We start from the raw sequence: 17271 nt of genomic DNA, 5'->3' as shown, positions 1-17271 counted from the left end.
GTAGATGTTTACGAGTTTCGACTACGCGGTGATGGCCGTGATCGGCCTGTCCGCGCTGCGCGGCATGTGGCGCGGCCTGCTGGCCGAAGTGTTCGGCCTGATCGGCTGGATCGCGGCACTGTTGATCGCGGGGCGTTTTGTCGCAATGGTCGTGCCGTACATTCCGGCGCATTGGCCGGGCGGGGCGCTGACCCAATGGCTGATCGCGTTTTTGTTGATCGTCGCGGGCGTGCTGGTGGTGTCGAGCGTGGCTGGCGCGTTGTTGACGCGCGTGACCGAGGTGGTCGGGCTGCGCGGTATCGACCGGTCGCTTGGACTTTTGTTCGGCCTCGTGAGAGGGGCCATTCTGGTAGTGATCCTGGTCGCCCTCGCGGGCTTGACCGAACTGCCACAACACGATTTCTGGCGTAACGCGTTGTTCCGGCCCGCGGCCGAACAAGGCGTTCGAGAACTGAAACCGCTGCTTCCCGATACGCTCGCCGCGTACCTGCGCACCACGCCGGACGGCCCGCAAGATCCGCCCGCCACGCCTGCGCAATGACGTTCTGGCCCGCTACCCGAGAATCTTGCTACGGCTCGGCGCAACACCCTGCAGTCTTGTCCCCCGTCAGGGGCTGCCTGCATTCGTTGCTCCGATACGCCTTTTGGACCCGTTTCGTCTCTTTGAAGGACCATGCCATGTGCGGCATCGTAGGCGTAGTTTCCCAGACTCCCGTTAATCAGTTGATTTATGACAGCTTGCTGCTGCTGCAGCATCGCGGGCAGGACGCGGCTGGCATTGCGACGGCTAACGGCAATAACTTCCACATGCATAAGGCCAACGGCATGGTGCGCGACGTGTTCCGCACGCGCAACATGCGCAGCCTGCCGGGTAATGTCGGCATTGGCCAGGTGCGGTATCCGACGGCCGGATCGGCATCGAGCGAGGAAGAAGCCCAGCCGTTCTACGTGAACGCACCATTCGGCATCATCCTCGCGCACAACGGCAACCTCACGAACTGGCCGCAGTTGAAGGAAGAGATGTTCCGGATCGATCGCCGGCACATCAACACCGCGTCGGATACGGAAGTCCTGCTCAACGTCTTCGCGCATGAACTGCAGTTGTCCAGCTCCGGCCTGGAACTCGATCCGGCCGCGTTGTTCAAGGCCGTGAGCGGTGTGCATCGGCGAGTGAAGGGTTCTTATGCCATCGTCTCGCTGATCGCGGGTTACGGCCTCGTTGCTTTCCGCGATCCGTTCGGCATCCGTCCGCTCGTCCTCGGCAAGCAGGAAACCGCGACGGGCGTGGAATGGATGGTGGCGTCGGAATCGGTGGCCGTTGAAGGTATCGGCTTCGAGTTCGTGCGTGACGTGGAGCCGGGCGAAGCCATTTTCATCGATAACGACGGCAACCTGCACAGCCAGCAATGTGCCGAGAACCCGAGCCTGAACCCCTGCATCTTCGAACTCGTGTATCTCGCGCGTCCCGATTCGTGCCTTGACGGCGTGCCGGTCTACAACGCGCGCCTGCGCATGGGCGATTACCTCGCCGAGAAGATCAAGCGCGTGCTGCCGGACGTGCCTATCGACGTGGTCATGCCGATCCCCGATTCGTCGCGTCCCGCCGCCATGCAAGTGGCCGCGAAGCTGGGCGTGGAGTATCGCGAAGGTTTCTTCAAGAATCGCTATGTTGGCCGCACCTTCATCATGCCGGGCCAGGCTGTGCGCAAGAAGTCGGTGCGCCAGAAGTTGAACGCGATGGCAATCGAGTTCAAGGGCAAGAACGTGCTGATCGTGGATGACTCCATCGTGCGCGGCACGACATCGCATGAAATCGTGCAGATGGCGCGCGATGCAGGCGCGGCCAAAGTGATCTTCGCGTCCGCTGCGCCGCCGGTAAAGTATCCGAACGTGTATGGCATCGACATGCCCACCCGCGGCGAACTGGTCGCCCATGGCCGAACGGACGAGGAAGTGGCGCGCATGATAGGCGCGGATCATCTGGTGTATCAGGATGTGGCGGATTTGAAGCAAGCCATTCGCGACATCAATCCGGCGCTGCGTGAGTTCGATGCATCGTGCTTCGATGGCAACTACATCACCGGTGACATTGACTCGGCTTATCTCGATCGTCTGGAAAAGTCGCGCTTGGCGCCGCAAGCGCAGTCGGATCGCGATGCCGCGAGTGAAGCAATGGAAGGCGGTGATGTATCGCGTTCGCAGTTGCACTTGCAGTTGTCGGTGGAGTGAGCGCGCGATAAGCGTTTGACAGTCGTGATAGGATTGGGTTTGCGTCGATTTGAGATCAGCTTGCGGACGCGGGTTTTGATGAACGGGCTAGATGTTTAGCTTGAGTCGGAACCCGAAACAGCTAAAGCGAACCGGTGGCGAATCTAACCCACGCGCCGGCGACGCTACAGGCTTTTCCGCACCGAGCCCGCTCATGCTGACGCAGAAGCGGGCTTTTTTGCGTCCCGGTTTTTTGGCCGGGCTATTGGATAGATGGAATAGATGGGAATGGAAAACACGAACATGGACGAAAACCTCAACTTCGATACGCTCGCCGTGCGCGCGGGAACGTTGCGCAGCGAGTTCAACGAGCACTCTGAAGCGATTTTCCTGACGTCGAGCTTTGTGTTCGAGAGCGCCGCGCATGCTGCGCAGAGCTTCAAGAACTCCGAAGAGGCTTACACGTACTCGCGCTTCACCAATCCGACCGTCGCGATGTTCCAGAACCGCTTGGCGGCGCTGGAAGGCGGCGAGGCGTGCATGGCGACGGCCTCAGGCATGGCCGCGATCATGTCGGTGGTGATGTGTTCGATGCAGCAGGGCGATCATCTGGTCAGTTCGAAGAGCTTGTTCGGCTCGACGATCGGGATGTTCTCGCAGATCTTCACGAAGTTCGGGATCACGACCACGTTCGTCGATGCCACCAATCTTGATGAATGGCGTGCTGCCGTGCGTCCTGAGACGAAGATGTTCTTCCTGGAGACGCCGTCGAATCCGCTGACCGAAATCGCGGATATCGAGGCGATCGGAAAGATTTCGAAGGAAGTGGGTGCGTTGTTTGTCGTCGATAACTGCTTCTGTAGTCCGGCGCTGCAGCAGCCGCTTAAGCTTGGTGCTGATGTCGTCATGCACTCGGCGACCAAGTTCCTCGATGGTCAGGGGCGTGTGCTGGGCGGCGCGTTGGTCGGGTCGAAGCAGTTCATCATGGAGAAGGTGTTTCCTTTCGTGCGCAGCGCAGGGCCGACGTTGTCCGCGTTCAACGCATGGGTGTTGCTGAAGGGGATGGAGACGCTGTCGTTGCGAGTGGAGAAGCAGTCGGCGAATGCGCTGGAAATCGCGCGCTGGCTGGAGACGCATCCGGCGATCGAGCGCGTGTTTTATCCGGGGCTCGAGTCGCATCCGCAATACGCGATTGCGAAGAAACAGCAGAAGGCGGGTGGGGCGATTGTGTCGTTCGAGTTGAAGGGCGAGACGCGTGAAGAGCAGCGTGCGAATGCGTGGCGGGTGATTGATGCCACCAAGATCTGTTCGATCACCGGCAATCTTGGGGATACGCGTACGACCATTACCCATCCATCGACGACAACGCACGGACGGTTGACGCCCGAGGTGCGCGAAGCGGCGGGGATTCGCGAGGGGTTGATCCGGTTAGCGGTGGGATTGGAAAATGCCGGGGATATTCGAGGGGATCTGGAACGCGGATTGAATGGACGGTGATTTTCGTTCGCACTTGAATGGGGGCGGGGGGCGGGCGGAGCGGGGGCGAGGTGCACGGTTCCGGGGTTAGCGGTCGGGGTCAGTGCCGAGGTGCCAGGGGGTGTCCCGAATTTTGTGTAAACGGGTTTTCGTTTAACCCGGCGACATCCGGTCTTCGAACTGGATAGCGAAGCGGTTTAGAGCCGCCTTCCAGTCTCTGATTGGCATCGACCATTTCTTGCTGATGTTGTTCAACGCCAGGTAAAACAGCTTGGTTACTGCGTCGTCGGTTGGAAATGAGCTTCGGGTCTTGATGACTTTGCGAAGGCTCATGTTGATCGATTCGATCGCGTTGGTCGTATAAATCACTTTTCGGATCTCCGGCGGGTAGTTGAAGAACGGGATCACTCGGGCCCAGTTGCGCCTCCAGCTCTGGCCGACCGACGGGTATTCCTTATCCCATTTGGCTTCAAAGGCGCTGAGCATCTGCTCGGCCACCTCGACGGTCGTCGACGTATAAATCGTCCTCAGATCGGCGGCGACTTCGCGCTGCAGTTTCCAAGACACGAAGTTTAGGCTGTTGCGCACCATGTGCACGATACAAAGCTGCACCGTCGCTTTCGGATAGACCGCTTCAATCGCTTCTGGAAAGCCCTTGAGCCCGTCCACACAGGCGATGAAGATGTCCTGCACGCCGCGCGTCTTCAACTCCGTCACCACCTGTAGCCAGAACTTGGCACCCTCGGTCTGGGCGATCCACAACCCCAGAACCTCCTTGTGGCCGTTCATGTTCACGCCAATCGCCAAGTACACCGCCTTGGTACGCACAGGCCCGCTGTCGCGTACCTTGACGTGGATGCAGTCCAGATAAATGATCGGGTACAGCGCGTCGAGCGGGCGGCCTTGCCAAAGCTTCACCTCCTCGCTCACCGCATCGGTCACAGCCGAGATCAGCGTGGGCGAAACCTCCGTGCCATACATTTCTTCCAGATGAGCCTGGATCTCGCGCACGCTCAAGCCGCGGGCGTACAGCGAGATGATCTTGTCGTCAAAGCCCGCCCAGCGTGTCTGGTGGCGCGTCACCAGCTTCGGCTCGAACGCGCCTTGACGGTCTCGCGGGATATCGAGCGGTAATTCGCCAAACTCGCCCTGCAACGTCTTGGCGCTGTGGCCATTGCGCGTGTTGCCCGTGGCATTGGTTACCGTTTCGCTTTTGCCGTGACCCAAATGCTCTGACAGCTCCGTTTCCAGAGCCCGCTCGACCAACATCTTGGTAAGCTGCTTGAGCAGGCCATTCTCGCCAATCAAATCCTCAGGCTTCTGGTAGTTCGCCAACAGGCTGTCCGCCAGTTTCACCAACTCAGGATCGGGTTTCACTCGTTTGTTGCGCTTCACTACGGTCATCGTTGCTCCTGGATGCTGGCAGTCTCCTGCCAAATGACCGTTTACACAAAACTAATTACACCCTCGGAATACCCAAGTGCGTCGGGAACGCAAGGCCCGCACGCCTTAGCCAGCGTGTACACCCCCATTTGCCATGCGCCGACATCGAACTCATCTCGAACGCTAGGATACTTCGCAATCCACAGATGACCATTCGGATCGACCACGCTGGCCTTGTGCCGGGCTCCGCCCAATCAGCCGCCATGGCGATCAGCATCCGCAGCCATTCATCCGCTTCGCTCGCCGTGTTGTCTTCGTCGCGCTCCAGAGCCAAGCTCGGGGCCTCCGGAGGGCGAACTGGACGAAGGGACGCGCAGCGATATCGTTCTCATCGCCTAGAAACGGAGCCTTGTCGTTGCGTCGAAAACGAAGCGCCCCGGTGCGACACTTGTCGTGCACACCTAAGAGATTAAAAACGGTTTGATGCAATTCCTCTTCGGATACAACGTCGACGCTCACTGCTATCTCTTCAAACTTAAAGATTATGGCTTCAGGATCAATGGCTGGTCGGTCCGTGAACAAGATCAGCACGGAACCCTTCGGCGAAATCCTTGGTTCTCCTCCGATCGTGAATTTCTTGCATGATTTCCCCGCAACTTGCCTGCTGATGAGGTCTCTCTCCCCTCCCACTGCCTCATAAGCAAACCGGTCAGCTGGCCGCGAGCATTCTCAGTCGCGCAAGCGACTCCTTCACGATCCCGACGTAGCCGCGTCGCTCGGATTCGCTGACCCACTGCACGAACGCAACCCGAAAGACGGCGATGCCCGCCTCGGCCGCAAGGCTCGCGTCCGGCTCGCCGACACCGCGCTCGCGCAGCGCCTGTGCGAGCGCCGCGGACAACGTCGCCAGCTTGATCAGCTCGCGCTCGCGCAGGTCCGTGTTCGCCGCGATCACCGTGCTGCGCAGGCGCGCGAACGGGCGGCGGTCGTCATCGAAGAAATCGCCGGCCTTCATCAAGGCGGCGGCGATCGCGTCTATCGCTGAAACCTCGGCCGGCGCCTGAGCCAGCGCATCGACCATCGTCTGCTGAAGACGTTCGGAACCATTGAAGAGCACTTCGCGCTTGTCGGCGAAGTAGCGAAAGAACGTGCGCGCGGTCAGCCCCGCGCGTTCCGCGATGGCTGCCACGGTCGTCTGCTCGTAGCCTACCTCCCCGAACAGTTCAATGGCCGCAGCACGGAAACGGCTCTCAGCATCGGGTTCCCAGCGACCCATATTTTCTCTCTTGTGTTGACACAGTGTGACATCATAGGCCTATACTGATGTCACTCAATGACATCAAAGGAGCATCTCATGCGAATTCTCGTCACCGGCGCTTCGGGCTGGATCGGTTCGGCCAGCGTCAAGGAACTCATTTCTGCAGGGCACCACGTCCTCGGCCTCGCCCGCAACGACGCGTCCGCAGCCAGGATCGTCGAGCTTGGTGCCGAAGTGGTGCGCGGCAGCCTGGACGACCTTGCCAGCCTGCGCGGCGCAGCGACGCTAGCCGAGGGCGTCGTGCACCTCGGCTACAACCACGATTTCTCGCAGATGGCGGCCGCTGCGCAGACCGACCGCGCGGCCATCGACACGTTCGCCGACGTACTGCAAGGCACTGGCGGCCCGCTGCTGATCGCCTCGGGCACACTGGGGCTGGCCCCGGGCCGCGTGGGCACCGAGACGGACATGCCGAGCGCCGGGGTCCATCCGCGCATTGCCAACGCGGCCTACACGTTGGGCTTGGCCGATCGCGGTATCAGGTCAATGGTCGTGCGCTTCGCTCCCACGGTGCATGGCGCGGGCGCTGACCACGGATTCGTCGCGGTGCTGGCGCGCATCGCTCGCGAAAAGCGCATGTCGGGCTACATCGGCGAGGGCCATAACCGCTGGCCGGCGGTGAACCGGCTCGATGCCGGCAAGCTCGTGCAACTCGCGATCGACAAGGCGACACCAGGCAGCGTGCTGCACGCTGTCGCCGAAGAGGGCGTCGCGACGCGTGACATCGCGACGGCGCTGGGACAATTCCTGGACGTGCCGGTGGAATCGATCCCCGTCGAGCGCGCACAGGCTCACTTCGACTGGCTGGGCATGTTCTTCGGTGCCGACGCCCCGGCCTCCAGCGCACGCACGCGTTCGCAGCTTGGCTGGGAGCCGACGCACGAGACGCTGTTGGAAGACATTGCAGCCGGACACTACCCCGGGAACTGAGTGGGGCGGCCTGCTACGCGCGGCCCTAGCCAAAATGGCCGATATCAAAAGTGAGGGTCGAAAAAAAGCTGGCCTGCGACTGGACGACCTGCCTGGACCTTGCCCGAAAGAATTCAACTCGGAGAACCACAATGCAAGAAGCTGCAGTGATCGCCGTCATAGAAGTCGTCTCGGTCGAAGACGCGAAGGGGCTAAAAGATCAATCAGGAGCGCGCCAGTGTGCTGACTAGCCCCCAGGCGGATTGAAGCTCCGGACACGACGGCATCCACACTGATGCACGCCGGCACAGACGGCCGCTGGCGTATCGAACATGCGTTTGTGCTGGAGATGAACGGCATCATCGCATCCAGCCATGACTCGTCACGCTAACTCGCTGTAGCCGCCCCCTTCGCCCGCGCCTTATGCAATTTTTTATAACTGTCGATCAGGCGGTGGTGCCTATCGAGACCCTCCAGTTTCATACTCGTAGGCGTTAAGCCATAGAAGCGCACGCTGCCGTCCACTGACCCCATTGCCGCGTCCATCCGAGCGTCGCCGAACATGCGACGGAAGTTGACTACGTAGTCGTCCAGTTCCAGGTCGTCATCGAGCAGCACCTCCAGCACCACATTCAAGGCCTGGTAAAACAATCCGCGTTCGACCGTGTTGTCGTTGTACTGCAGGAAGGCTCCCACCAGCTCTTGTGCCTCCTCAAATTGCTTCAAAGCGAGATGAATCAGCAGCTTCAACTCGAGAACGGTTAACTGTCCCCAGTGCGTGTTCTCGTCAAACTCGATGCCGATCAAAGTGGCAATATCGGAGTGCTCATCTAGTTCACTGTTATCCAACCGTTCAAGCATTGCTGCCAGGCCGGCATCGTCCAGGCGATGCAGATTCAAAACATCGGCACGGAACAACAGCGCCTTGTTTGTGTTATCCCAGACCAAATCCTCTACCGGGTAAACTTCCGAATACCCAGGTACTAAAATCCGGCAGGCTACGGCGCCCAGCTGGTCATACACCGCCACGTACACCTCCTTGCCCATGTCTTCGAGAATACCGAACAAGGTCGCGGCTTCTTCGGCATTGGAGTTCGCACCCTGGCCAGAGAAATCCCATTCAGCAAAATTGAAATCCGCTTTGGCGCTGAAAAAGCGCCATGACACGATACCGCTGGAATCAATGAAGTGCTCGACAAAGTTATTTGGCTCAGTCACGGCTTCACTCGCAAAGGTGGGCCGAGGTAATTCGTTCAGGCCTTCAAAACTGCGGCCCTGTAGCAATTCCGTCAGACTACGCTCCAGCGCCACCTCCAAGCTTGGGTGCGCGCCGAACGAGGCAAACACACCGCCTGTGCGCGGGTTCATCAAGGTGACGCACATCACTGGGTACACCCCTCCCAGCGACGCATCCTTCACTAGCACCGGAAAGCCCTGCTCTTCCAACCCCTGAATGCCGGCCAGAATGCCAGGATATTTCGCCAGCACTTCCTGTGGCACATCAGGCAATGCGATTTCACCTTCCAGAATTTCGCGCTTTACCGCCCGTTCGAAAATTTCCGATAGACATTGCACCTGCGCTTCGGCCAGCGTGTTCCCGGCACTCATGCCATTGCTGACATATAGGTTTTCGACCAGGTTGGACGGAAAATACACCACTTCGCCGTCCGACTGCCGCACAAACGGCAGCGAACAGATACCGCGCTGCACATTGCCGGAGTTGGTGTCGACCAGATGTGAGCCATGCAACTCGCCATCAGGATTATAAATTTCCAGGCAGTACGCATCCAGAATTCCAGCCGGCAGCGCATCCTTACGGCCAGGCTTGAACCAGCGCTCGTTCGGGTAATGCACAAACGCCGCATTGGCGATGTCTTCGCCCCAGAACGCGCCGGCGTAGAAATGGTTGCAATTCAATCGCTCGATATACTCTCCCAACGCCGACGCCAACGCGCTTTCTTTGGTCGCTCCCTTGCCATTGGTAAAACACATCGGCGAGTGCGCATCGCGGATATGCAGCGACCACACATTGGGAACAAGATTGCGCCACGAAGCGATTTCAATCTTGATGCCCAAGGCCGCCAAAACGCCCGACATATCGGCGATGGTCTGCTCCAGCGGCAGATCCTTGCCCGCAATATAGGTGCTGGCATCAGAAGCCGGCTTCAGCATCAGCAACGACTGTGCATCGGCATCCAGGTTCGCTACCTCTTCAATGACAAACTCGGGTCCGGCTTGCACCACTTTTTTCACCGTACAACGGTCGATGGAGCGCAAAATACCTTGGCGGTCTTTGGCAGAGATATCCGACGGCAACTCGACCTGAATCTTGAAAATCTGCTGGTACCGGTTTTCCGGATCAACAATATTATTCTGCGACAGGCGGATGTTTTCGGTAGGAATATTGCGAGTTACGCAGTACAACTTCACAAAGTAAGCTGCACACAAGGCCGATGAAGCCAGAAAATAATCGAAGGGACCGGGCGCAGACCCATCGCCCTTATAACGGATAGGCTGGTCGGACACGACCGTGAAATCATCGAACTTGGCTTCAAGACGCAGCTTATCGAGAAAGTTGACTTTAATTTCCATGGGGAAATCCTAAAAATGATGTAGCCGCTATTTCCGTCGCCAAGTGCAGTTTCACCAAACTGAAACGACACGAGTTTCTCCAACATTCGCCAGAATGCGAGAACTATCAAGCGACAATCCAAAATATAAAACCCTGTAAAAACAGGGCTTTAATAGTCAATCAACCAGCGAATAATGTTTCCGGCGGAAATTCTACTCCCACTCGATCGTAGCCGGCGGTTTCCCCGAAATATCATAAACAACGCGATTAATCCCGCGAACCTCATTAATGATTCGGTTCGAAACATGTCCTAACAACTCATGCGGCAGATGTGCCCACTGCGCGGTCATGAAGTCCAGCGTTTGCACGGCCCTCAGCGCAACCACATACTCATAGGTCCGCCCATCGCCCATCACGCCCACGCTTTTCACCGGCAAAAACACAGCGAAAGCCTGGCTCGTAAGCTCATACCACGACTTACCCGATTCCTTATCGAACGTATTCCTCAACGTTTCGATAAAGATCGCATCCGCGTGACGCAGCAGCTCGGCGAACTCCTTTCTCACCTCGCCCAGAATTCTCACGCCCAAACCCGGGCCCGGGAACGGATGCCGATAAACCATCGCCGGCGGCAGCCCCAGCTTCACGCCCAACTCCCGCACTTCGTCCTTGAACAACTCGCGCAACGGCTCAAGTAACTTCAAATTCAGCGTCTCGGGCAATCCACCCACGTTGTGATGGCTCTTGATCGTGTGGCCCTTCTTGCCCTTGCCTGCCGACTCGATCACATCCGGGTAAATCGTCCCTTGCGCGAGCCACTTCGCGTCCTTCAGCTTGTTGGCTTCCGTCTGGAACACTTCAACAAACTCAGCGCCAATGATCTTCCGCTTCGCCTCAGGATCCGTCACGCCGGCAAGCTTCGACAAGAACACTTCGCTCGCATCGACATGAATCACCTTCACGCCAAGGTGATCGGCGAACGTCGTCATGACCTGCTCGGCTTCGTTCAAGCGCAGCAAGCCATGGTCAACAAAAACGCACGTCAATTGCGCCCCAATCGCACGATGCAAAAGCGCCGCCGCCACCGACGAATCCACGCCGCCCGACAAACCCAAAATCACGTGCTCATCGCCGACTTGCGCGCGGATTTTCTCCACCGCTTCATCGATGTAATGCCCCATCTCCCAGTCCGGCCGCGCACCGCACAACTCGAGCACGAAGCGGTCGAGCATCGCGCGTCCCTGAACCGTGTGCGTAACTTCCGGATGCCACTGGAGGCCGTAGAAATGGCGCTCGTCGTCGGCCATCGCGGCGATCGGGCAAGACGGTGTCGATGCCATCAGCTTGAATCCGACGGGCATGTCCGACACCTTGTCGCCATGGCTCATCCACACTTTCAGCATGCCGTGACCTTCGGCCGTCTGGAAATCTTCAATGCCGTTCAGGAAGCTCGTGTGGTTATGCGCCCGCACTTCGGCATAACCGAATTCGCGAACATTGCCGAGTTCGACCTTGCCGCCGAGTTGTTCGGCCATCGTCTGCATGCCGTAGCAAATGCCGAGCACCGGCACGCCGAGATCGAAGACAACGTGCGGCGCACGCGGCGAGCCGAGTTCGGTAACCGAGTTCGGGCCGCCCGACAAAATGATGCCCTTCGGTGCGAAGTCGCGAATGAACGCCTCGTCGACGTCGTACGGATGGATCTCCGAATACACATGTGATTCGCGGATGCGTCGTGCGATCAACTGGGTGACTTGGGAGCCGAAATCGAGAATCAGGATCTTGTCGTGCATGGCAGCGGCCGGGAAGGCAAGTAGACGGAAACAGTTGGCAAAAACGATAACGCAAGCAGCAGGAACGAGGTCCCGCGCATCACGTCACGCAGAGAGTTCAACGGCCGGCGATTGTTGCCGACCGCAGCAAGACAGATTCATCGATACAACGAAACGCGACGCTCCGTTCATCGATAAGTGTTCGATCAACCCGACGCGGCCGCGAAGACCTGTGCGCGCAAGCCTTCAGCGCGGATCGCGGCGGACCGGATCGATAAACTGGCCGGTCACCGGATCCACCGTACGACCGGTGACCGGGTCGATCGGGCGCCCGGTTTCAGGATCAATTTTGTGACCACTGACGGGATCGAACGCGCGGCCAGTGGCGGGGTCCAGCGAGCGTCCCGTGGCCGGATCGATGACATGCCCGGTAGCAGGATCAAACGCGGTAGCGGATGGCGCCGGCGCGGCAGGACGTGCAATAGCCTCGCCCACGACAGGCTCGACCAGCCCGCTATCCCTGTCCCAGCGCGGATTTGCCGGTGCGACGGGGTCAGACGACAAAGGCCTCGGCGGCGGAGTTACACGCTCCACGCGTTCTTCCGCCTTGGTCTTCGCCGCCCGTTTCTCGGCACGCTCAGCCGCGGCAGCGCCGGCCAGCGCGGCGCGCTCGCGCCGCCGCACGGCACCTGACAGCCTCACGCTGCCAAGCCCCAGCACCAGCATGGCCACGCCAACCAACGCCGCGATCACCTGACCAAAACCCGTCAACTCGGGCGTATGCAGCCCGAGCAGCCAGACCATCATCACCAGGCCCGACAACCACTCCACATGTCCCGACACCTTGGCAGCGGTCGCAGTCAACGCACCATCGATAGCGGCATGAACCGCGAGCCACGCAATACCGATCAGCGCGATCCCGAACAACTGTCCGACAAACGGCGGCTGCACGGTCACGAGATGCATCGATGCCCACAAAGCCGTCCAAGGCGTGAGCAGAAACAGCACGCCGAAAGCCAGAAAAATCAGTGCATTGATGACAAGAACAGCGCGCAGCAACGGTTTCATAGTCAGTCCACGTGGTAGTTGGGCGCTTCCTTCGTGATCTGCACGTCGTGCACGTGCGACTCGCGCATGCCGGCGCCCGTGATCTGGACGAATTCGGCCTTGTCATGCATTTCTGCAATATTGCGGCAGCCGCAATACCCCATGCTTGCCCGCACGCCGCCGACCACCTGGAACAGGATGGCGTTGACCGAACCCTTATAAGCCACCTGCCCTTCAATGCCTTCAGGCACGAGCTTGTCGATATTCGCCGAGTTGTCCTGGAAGTACCGGTCCGCCGCACCGTCCTTCATCGCGCCGACCGACCCCATGCCGCGATACGCCTTGAACTGGCGGCCCTGGAACAGGAACACGTCGCCGGGGGACTCTTCCGTGCCGGCCAGCATGCTGCCCATCATCACCGCGTCCGCGCCGGCTGCAAGCGCTTTGCTGACATCGCCAGAAAAACGCACACCGCCGTCGGAGATCACCGGCACGCCCGAGCCGCGCAATGCATCCGACACGTTCGCCACCGCGGTAATTTGCGGTACGCCGACACCCGCCACGATCCGCGTCGTGCAGATCGAACCCGGACCGATACCGACCTTCACACCATCCGCGCCGTATTCCACGAGCGCCTTGGCGGCTGCAGCCGTGGCGATATTGCCGCCGATCACCTCAATATGCGGATAGTTCTGCTTCACCCAGCGCACGCGCTCGAGCACGCCCTGGCTGTGACCGTGCGCCGTATCTACGACAATGATGTCCACACCCGCCGCCGACAGAAGCTCAACACGCTCTTCGTTCTCGGGACCCACGCCAACTGCCGCGCCAGCGCGCAGCTTGCCGTGCTCGTCCTTGCAGGCGTCCGGGTGTTCGGTTTGCTTGGTGATGTCCTTGACGGTCATGAGGCCGCGCAATTCGAACGCGTCGTTGACGACCAGCACGCGTTCCAGCCGATGGCTATGCATCAGCGCCTTGGCTTCGGCGAGCGGTGTGCCTTCCTTGACGGTCACGAGGCGTTCACGCGGCGTCATGATCTTGCGCACTTCGTCGTCGAGACGTTCTTCGAAGCGCAGGTCCCGGTTCGTCACGATACCGATCAGCTGCGGCCCTTCCACCACCGGAAACCCGGAAATACCGTGCTGTCGCGTGAGAGCGATCACGTCGCGCACTTTCATTTGCGGCGGAACAGTAATCGGATCGCGCACCACGCCCGATTCGAAGCGCTTTACTTTCGCGACTTCGCGGGCTTGTTCGGCTGCGGTAAGGTTCTTGTGAATGATGCCGACGCCGCCGAGCTGAGCCATCGCAATAGCGAGCCGGCCTTCGGTGACTGTGTCCATGGCGGCGGACAACAGAGGCATATTCAGGGAGATCTTGCGGGTAACCTGTGTTTTCAGGCTGGTATCGCGCGGGAGAACGTTGGAAAACGCGGGCACGAGGAGCACGTCATCGAACGTGAGTGCTTTCTGGATCAGACGCATGGCAAATCCTATGGGCGCAAAACCGAATTATACCGATAGTTCCCCGGATTTTCACTGCCCGAACAGCAGCTTAGGCGGCGCTGCTCGCTTTCCGGCGCAATTTCCGGGCCTCAACCGGGTAGGCGATTTACGCCGCCGTTTCGGTTTTTCGCTCGATTTGCGTTCGATATAAGTTCGGTTTTGCGGATGCCAGCAGGAATGCCGGCGCGCGATCGGATCGCTCTTACCGCGCTTCCTTTCGCGTCCACCGGCGCCCTTCAATGGACCCGCCGCGCCGCGTCTTCTCAACCCGCCTTTGCCTCGCGACCTTCGGATCAACCTTCAGCGGCCGATAAATCTCCACCCTGTCGTGATCGGCGAGCACCGCATCCAGCGCCTGAATCTTTCCGAAAACGCCCACTTTTTGCACGTTCAAATCGATCTCGGGAAACTGTACGAGCAATCCACTCGCCTCAATCGCCTCCCGCACGGTCGCACCGTTGCCCAAGGAAAGCGTACACACCGCACTCTTCCCCTCCGGCAACGCATAACAAACCTCAACGGCAAGAGTCATCACTTTCCATACCGCTGGTCAGCGCGCTTCACGAACGAATCCACGAACGTGTGCGCGATATGGCTGAACACTGGCCCGATGATCTTCTCGAGAATGATGTTCGAAAACTCGTAGTGCAGCGCGAACTCGATCTTGCAGGCATCGGCCCGCAACGGCGTGAACCGCCAGTAACCGGTGAATTTCTTGAAAGGACCGTCCATGAACTCCATATCGATGGTGGTCGGTCGCGTATGCACGTTACGGGTAGCGAAATGTTGCTTGATGCCCTTGAAATTGATGTGGATCTTCGCTTCCATGCTGTGTTCGTCGTGGCGGCCTACTTCCACCCCTCCACACCACGGCAAAAAATTCGGGTAATCGGCGACATCGGTGACGAGGTCGAACATCTGCTCTGCAGAGTGACGGATCAATACAGTTTTCTGGACATCTGCCATAAAGGGCGCAACGCGTGGCAAGAGTGGGAAGCTTTGCGGGCTTTACCTCGCCCGCGCTGCTAAAATCAGGATTTTAAACGAGTTAGGCACTTTTCATTCATGAGCATCATCGACAACAGAAAAGCCTTCTTCGATTACTTCATCGAAGATCGCTACGAGGCGGGGCTCGTGCTGGAAGGGTGGGAAGTCAAGGCGCTCCGGGCCGGCCGCGGCCAGATCAAGGAAGGCTACGTCATCATTCGCGACGGAGAATTGTTCCTGATCGGCGCTCACATCAGCCCGTTGCCGGAAGCATCGACCCACATCCATCCGGATCCGGTCCGCACTCGAAAGCTGCTGCTGCACAGCGAAGAGATCTCGAAGCTCATCAGCAAGGTCGAGCAGAAAGGCCACACGCTTGTCCCGCTGAACTTCCACTACAAAGGCGGTCGCGTGAAATGCGAGATCGGCCTCGCGAAGGGCAAGAAGCTGCATGACAAACGCGAAACCGAGAAAAAACGCGACTGGGAACGCGAAAAAGCGCAAATCATGCGCGGTGCCAAGCATTGAGCACCGCCGGAATGAAAGTAAGATATCCAACGCAAAAAGGGCGTCGACCATGGAGTCGACGCCCTTTTTTCATACGGTCAGGTGATTCAACAAGCTGATTCGGCTAATGCCAAGCTTCAGCTCTTACGAATCACGCCGCCACCCGCTCCATCGCCCTTGATGATGCTCAGCGCCGACGCGATCATCGAACTCATCTCCGACAAATTCCCCGGCACGATCAGCGTATTGCCCTGCTTCGCGATGTTCCCGAACGCAGTGACATACTGCTCGGCAACCTTCAGGTTCACCGCTTCCATGCCGCCGGCCGTCTGTATCGCCGCGCCGATCTTCTCAATCGCCTGAGCATTCGCCACGGCCACCGCCAGAATGGCCGACGCCTCGCCTTCGGCCTGATTGATCTGCGCCTGACGCTCGCCTTCCGACTTATGGATGGCCGCCTCACGCGCGCCCCACGCAATATTGATCTGCTCCTGCTTGCGACCTTCCGACGCAGCAATCACCGCCCGCTTCTCACGCTCGGCCGTAATTTGCGCCTGCATCGCGTGCAGGATTTCCTTCGGCGGCGTCAAATCCTTGATTTCATAGCGCAGTACCTTCACGCCCCAGTTCGCCGCAGCCTGATCGAGCGACGTCACAATGCTGTGATTGATGTAGTCGCGCTCTTCGAAGGTCTTGTCGAGTTCGAGCTTGCCGATCACTGAACGCAACGTGGTCTGCGACAACTGCGTAATGGCGTAAATAAAGTTGCTCGATCCATACGACGCCTTCATGGCGTCTGTCACCTGAAAGTACAGCACGCCGTCCACTTGCAACTGCGTGTTGTCACGCGTGATACAGACTTGGCTCGGCACTTCCAGCGGAATTTCCTTCAGCACGTGCTTGTAGGCCACGCGGTCGACAAACGGCACGACGATGGTCAGCCCCGGCGTGAGGGTCGCGTGATAGCGCCCAAGCCGCTCCAGCACCCATGCGTGTTGTTGCGGCACGATCTTGATCGTCTGCGCGGCGATCGCGATGACGATAATCAACAAAATTGCCCCGATGATAGTCACGTCCATTTCTACTCCTTGTTATGCGTGTCTTACTTAGGAAAGCTTCAACCCCGTTCCACCTTCTCAGCGTGTTGCCGCAACCACCAGCGTGTTGCCGGAAAACGCCGTGATCCTGTACATATGCGCGCCTTCAGTCTCCCCGGGCGCCAGTTCAATGTCCCATTCCGCCCCGCGATACAGCGCCCGCGCGCGGCCCTCATGCCACTCGTTCACCTTCAGCGTCTCGCCAATATCCAGGTTCACGCCCGGATCATGCGATGCATCGCGCCGGGTAACGTGTCCCAGCTTCGAGCGCCGCAAAACAGTGACGGCGATCATCGCGACCAGAGCCGCCACCAGCAGCTCGATCTCCAGACCCGCTCCAAACAAATGTGCGATTCCGCCCGCGATAAAACCGACCGCCACCATCAACAGATAAAACGTACCGGACATCAGCTCGAGCAGCACGAGCACCCCGGCGCCGATCCACCAGAAAAGTCCGTTAGCAGCCATGCGATTCCTCCAAACAAAAACA

General features: G+C 59.0%; 16 protein-coding genes. 6 read left to right on the top strand and 10 right to left on the bottom strand.

The annotated features are described in order from the left end of the window. Positions 1 to 4: 4 nt before the first annotated feature. The 3 genes from BSU04_RS28790 to BSU04_RS28780 all read left to right on the top strand — a co-directional run bounded on the left by BSU04_RS28790 (position 5) and on the right by BSU04_RS28780 (position 3705). A complete protein-coding gene (locus tag BSU04_RS28790; protein WP_089163727.1) occupies positions 5 to 541 on the top strand; it encodes a CvpA family protein in 537 nt (178 codons plus the stop codon). 137 nt (positions 542 to 678) lie between these two features. Beyond that, the gene (purF, locus tag BSU04_RS28785; RefSeq protein ID WP_089163726.1) at positions 679 to 2229 is read left to right on the top strand and encodes an amidophosphoribosyltransferase; all 1551 of its coding nucleotides are present in this window, start codon (positions 679 to 681) and stop codon (positions 2227 to 2229) included. A 282-nt stretch (positions 2230 to 2511) separates the two neighbouring features. Continuing rightward, a complete protein-coding gene (locus BSU04_RS28780; protein WP_089163742.1) occupies positions 2512 to 3705 on the top strand; it encodes an O-succinylhomoserine sulfhydrylase in 1194 nt (397 codons plus the stop codon). Positions 3706 to 3837: 132 nt separating this feature from the next. On the opposite strand, the gene BSU04_RS28775 is transcribed toward BSU04_RS28780, so the two are convergent. Together BSU04_RS28775 and BSU04_RS28765 are read right to left on the bottom strand one after the other, a co-directional pair. Further along, positions 3838 to 5088: an IS256 family transposase gene (locus tag BSU04_RS28775; RefSeq protein ID WP_144021143.1), complete on the bottom strand. Its 1251-nt coding sequence runs from the start codon at positions 5086 to 5088 to the stop codon at positions 3838 to 3840. A gap of 688 nt (positions 5089 to 5776) precedes the next feature. Next, complete coding sequence (locus BSU04_RS28765) at positions 5777 to 6343, bottom strand: TetR family transcriptional regulator (RefSeq protein ID WP_089159858.1); 567 nt, start codon at positions 6341 to 6343, stop codon at positions 5777 to 5779. 78 nt (positions 6344 to 6421) lie between these two features. On the opposite strand from BSU04_RS28765, the gene BSU04_RS28760 reads away from it, so the two are divergent. Beyond that, a complete protein-coding gene (locus BSU04_RS28760; RefSeq protein ID WP_089159859.1) occupies positions 6422 to 7315 on the top strand; it encodes an SDR family oxidoreductase in 894 nt (297 codons plus the stop codon). Positions 7316 to 7681: 366 nt separating this feature from the next. Here the strand turns inward: BSU04_RS28760 and BSU04_RS28755 are convergent, their stop codons facing one another. From BSU04_RS28755 to guaB, 4 genes are all read right to left on the bottom strand, one after another. Beyond that, the gene (locus BSU04_RS28755) at positions 7682 to 9886 is read right to left on the bottom strand and encodes an OsmC domain/YcaO domain-containing protein (protein ID WP_089159860.1); all 2205 of its coding nucleotides are present in this window, start codon (positions 9884 to 9886) and stop codon (positions 7682 to 7684) included. Between the two features lie 192 nt (positions 9887 to 10078). After that, complete coding sequence (guaA, locus tag BSU04_RS28750; RefSeq protein WP_089159861.1) at positions 10079 to 11659, bottom strand: glutamine-hydrolyzing GMP synthase; 1581 nt, start codon at positions 11657 to 11659, stop codon at positions 10079 to 10081. A gap of 225 nt (positions 11660 to 11884) precedes the next feature. Further along, on the bottom strand, positions 11885 to 12706 hold the full coding sequence (locus BSU04_RS28745) for a hypothetical protein (RefSeq protein WP_089159862.1): 822 nt from the start codon (positions 12704 to 12706) through the stop codon (positions 11885 to 11887). Between the two features lie 2 nt (positions 12707 to 12708). Continuing rightward, positions 12709 to 14169, bottom strand: a complete 1461-nt coding sequence (guaB, locus tag BSU04_RS28740) for an IMP dehydrogenase (protein ID WP_089159863.1) — start codon at positions 14167 to 14169, stop codon at positions 12709 to 12711. On the opposite strand from guaB, the gene BSU04_RS46685 reads away from it, so the two are divergent. After that, positions 14168 to 14341 carry a hypothetical protein gene (locus BSU04_RS46685; protein ID WP_179258227.1) on the top strand — a complete coding sequence of 58 codons (174 nt, stop codon included), beginning with the start codon at positions 14168 to 14170 and terminating at the stop codon, positions 14339 to 14341. The genes guaB and BSU04_RS46685 overlap by 2 nt on opposite strands. 51 nt (positions 14342 to 14392) lie before the next feature. Here the strand turns inward: BSU04_RS46685 and BSU04_RS28735 are convergent, their stop codons facing one another. Further along, positions 14393 to 14722 carry an RnfH family protein gene (locus BSU04_RS28735; protein WP_089159864.1) on the bottom strand — a complete coding sequence of 110 codons (330 nt, stop codon included), beginning with the start codon at positions 14720 to 14722 and terminating at the stop codon, positions 14393 to 14395. Further along, positions 14722 to 15156, bottom strand: a complete 435-nt coding sequence (locus tag BSU04_RS28730; protein ID WP_031364028.1) for a type II toxin-antitoxin system RatA family toxin — start codon at positions 15154 to 15156, stop codon at positions 14722 to 14724. The genes BSU04_RS28735 and BSU04_RS28730 overlap by 1 nt, the downstream gene beginning before the upstream one ends. A 99-nt stretch (positions 15157 to 15255) precedes the next feature. Here BSU04_RS28730 and smpB point away from each other — a divergent pair, with 99 nt between their 5' ends. Beyond that, complete coding sequence (smpB, locus tag BSU04_RS28725; RefSeq protein ID WP_031364027.1) at positions 15256 to 15705, top strand: SsrA-binding protein SmpB; 450 nt, start codon at positions 15256 to 15258, stop codon at positions 15703 to 15705. Positions 15706 to 15821: 116 nt separating this feature from the next. Here smpB and BSU04_RS28720 read toward each other — a convergent pair whose 3' ends face one another. Both BSU04_RS28720 and BSU04_RS28715 read right to left on the bottom strand, forming a co-directional pair. After that, complete coding sequence (locus BSU04_RS28720) at positions 15822 to 16763, bottom strand: SPFH domain-containing protein (protein WP_089159865.1); 942 nt, start codon at positions 16761 to 16763, stop codon at positions 15822 to 15824. Positions 16764 to 16820: 57 nt separating this feature from the next. After that, on the bottom strand, positions 16821 to 17249 hold the full coding sequence (locus tag BSU04_RS28715) for an NfeD family protein (RefSeq protein ID WP_089159866.1): 429 nt from the start codon (positions 17247 to 17249) through the stop codon (positions 16821 to 16823). Positions 17250 to 17271: the final 22 nt, after the last annotated feature.

This window comes from Caballeronia sordidicola (assembly GCF_002220365.1).
GTDB lineage: Bacteria > Pseudomonadota > Gammaproteobacteria > Burkholderiales > Burkholderiaceae > Caballeronia > Caballeronia sordidicola_C.
This window is presented reverse-complemented; position numbering and strand designations above follow the sequence as displayed.

Excerpts from the sequence above, each read along its gene's own strand:
- BSU04_RS28790 (WP_089163727.1), top strand. The coding sequence starts at position 5 with ATGTTTACGAGTTTCGACTACGCGGTGATGGCCGTGATCGGCCTGTCC.
- BSU04_RS28775 (WP_144021143.1), bottom strand. The coding sequence starts at position 5,088 with ATGACCGTAGTGAAGCGCAACAAACGAGTGAAACCCGATCCTGAGTTG.
- BSU04_RS28735 (WP_089159864.1), bottom strand. The coding sequence starts at position 14,722 with ATGACTCTTGCCGTTGAGGTTTGTTATGCGTTGCCGGAGGGGAAGAGT.
- guaA (WP_089159861.1), bottom strand. The coding sequence starts at position 11,659 with ATGCACGACAAGATCCTGATTCTCGATTTCGGCTCCCAAGTCACCCAG.
- BSU04_RS46685 (WP_179258227.1), top strand. The coding sequence starts at position 14,168 with ATGGCAAATCCTATGGGCGCAAAACCGAATTATACCGATAGTTCCCCG.
- BSU04_RS28780 (WP_089163742.1), top strand. The coding sequence starts at position 2,512 with ATGGACGAAAACCTCAACTTCGATACGCTCGCCGTGCGCGCGGGAACG.
- BSU04_RS28755 (WP_089159860.1), bottom strand. The coding sequence starts at position 9,886 with ATGGAAATTAAAGTCAACTTTCTCGATAAGCTGCGTCTTGAAGCCAAG.
- BSU04_RS28760 (WP_089159859.1), top strand. The coding sequence starts at position 6,422 with ATGCGAATTCTCGTCACCGGCGCTTCGGGCTGGATCGGTTCGGCCAGC.
- BSU04_RS28720 (WP_089159865.1), bottom strand. The coding sequence starts at position 16,763 with ATGGACGTGACTATCATCGGGGCAATTTTGTTGATTATCGTCATCGCG.
- BSU04_RS28715 (WP_089159866.1), bottom strand. The coding sequence starts at position 17,249 with ATGGCTGCTAACGGACTTTTCTGGTGGATCGGCGCCGGGGTGCTCGTG.
- BSU04_RS28765 (WP_089159858.1), bottom strand. The coding sequence starts at position 6,343 with ATGGGTCGCTGGGAACCCGATGCTGAGAGCCGTTTCCGTGCTGCGGCC.
- BSU04_RS28730 (WP_031364028.1), bottom strand. The coding sequence starts at position 15,156 with ATGGCAGATGTCCAGAAAACTGTATTGATCCGTCACTCTGCAGAGCAG.
- smpB (WP_031364027.1), top strand. The coding sequence starts at position 15,256 with ATGAGCATCATCGACAACAGAAAAGCCTTCTTCGATTACTTCATCGAA.
- BSU04_RS28745 (WP_089159862.1), bottom strand. The coding sequence starts at position 12,706 with ATGAAACCGTTGCTGCGCGCTGTTCTTGTCATCAATGCACTGATTTTT.
- purF (WP_089163726.1), top strand. The coding sequence starts at position 679 with ATGTGCGGCATCGTAGGCGTAGTTTCCCAGACTCCCGTTAATCAGTTG.
- guaB (WP_089159863.1), bottom strand. The coding sequence starts at position 14,169 with ATGCGTCTGATCCAGAAAGCACTCACGTTCGATGACGTGCTCCTCGTG.